Below are 1,285 nucleotides of genomic sequence, written 5' to 3' on the forward strand. Positions count from 1 at the left end.
GGTCGTGTCTCGAATTTGGTGGAATTTCCCGGCGGCGTTCTCCGAGCTTGTGAAAGTTCGGCCCTTCAGGCGGCGAGGTCAAGAAGCATGGGTTCGAGGGGCTGAGACAGGGTCTCCCAGCCGTCGACCTTCCGCATCTGGATCTGGCCGGAGGCCAAGAGCGCCCAGAGCAGCATGGGCACCGTTTCCGCGCAGGGCAGCACGGTCTGGGTCTTGATGCGGCGTCGGAACTCCTCGTTCAGCCGCTCGATGGCGTTGGTGGTCCGCGCCGATCTCCACTGCGAAGGATCGAGGCGGGTGAAGCTGAAGAGCCGGGCTCCGGCCTCTTCGAGGCTGTCGGCGACGGCCCTGCACTTGAGCCGCCATTTCCGCACGAAGGCCTTGCGGCGTTTCTCCACCTCGGCCGCGGTGTCGGCATAGATCATGTCGCGATAGTCCTCGGTCAGCTCATCATGCAGACGCTTCGGAGCGTGGGCCAGCAGGTTGCGGTGCTTGTGAACCGTGCAGCGCTGGATGGGCAGGTCTTCGCCCCAAAGCGCCACGAGCGCGGCCTCGAGCCCCGGCGCGCCATCGACGATGACGAAGGCGGGACGCTTCAGGCCGCGCGCATCGAGCTCGGCCAGGAACTGGCTCCACGCCGCCGTGCTCTCCCCGCCCATGTTCCTGATGGAGAGCAAAACTTTCTGACCGTCCCGGCGCACGCCGATGGCGGCCAGCACCGAGATGTTCGTGGCTTTCCGATCCAGCCGGGTCTTGATCACCGTGCCATCAAGAATGAGCCGGACAATGTCCTCATCAGCGAGGCTGCGGGCGCACCACGCGTCCCAGTCGACCTTCACCTTACGCCAGGCTCGGCTGACAACGTCCTTGCTGACCGCGCCCTCGAACAGCCCGAACAACGCCCGCTTGACCCGCCGCGTGTTGGTCCCGGCCAGATAGACCGCCGCGATCAGCGCCTCGGCCTTTCGCGTCAGACGCCGATAGCGTGGCAGTGCCTTGGACCGCCATTCCGTCACTTTGCCTTCGGCGTCCTCGATCCGGGCGCGTGGCACCCGCAGGGTTTCGGTGCCAAAGGTGCCGGTGAGCTGCCGCTCTCGGTGCCCGTGCCGGTAACCTTTCGCATGACCCTCTCCGCGGCCATAGCGTAGGCGGCCGAGAAAGTCGGCCAGCTCCTCCTCGAACATCGCCTCGATGGTGGTCCGGACACTCGCTCGCAGGCGATCCTCAATCGGGTCGTATCCGTCCTCGTTCGCCAGTGGCGAAACGCTCGCGCTTTCAGTAAACT

General features: G+C 65.4%; 1 protein-coding gene. It reads right to left on the reverse strand.

Annotation, left to right across the window (positions count from 1 at the left end; translation table 11 throughout):
- Positions 1-65: 65 nt before the first annotated feature.
- Positions 66-1,256, reverse strand: coding sequence for an IS256 family transposase (locus MBELCI_RS18830; RefSeq protein ID WP_045320559.1), 1,191 nt, complete (start codon positions 1,254-1,256; stop codon positions 66-68).
- Positions 1,257-1,285 lie beyond the last annotated feature (29 nt).

It is taken from the genome of Limimaricola cinnabarinus LL-001 (genome assembly GCF_000466965.1).
Taxonomy (GTDB): domain Bacteria; phylum Pseudomonadota; class Alphaproteobacteria; order Rhodobacterales; family Rhodobacteraceae; genus Limimaricola; species Limimaricola cinnabarinus.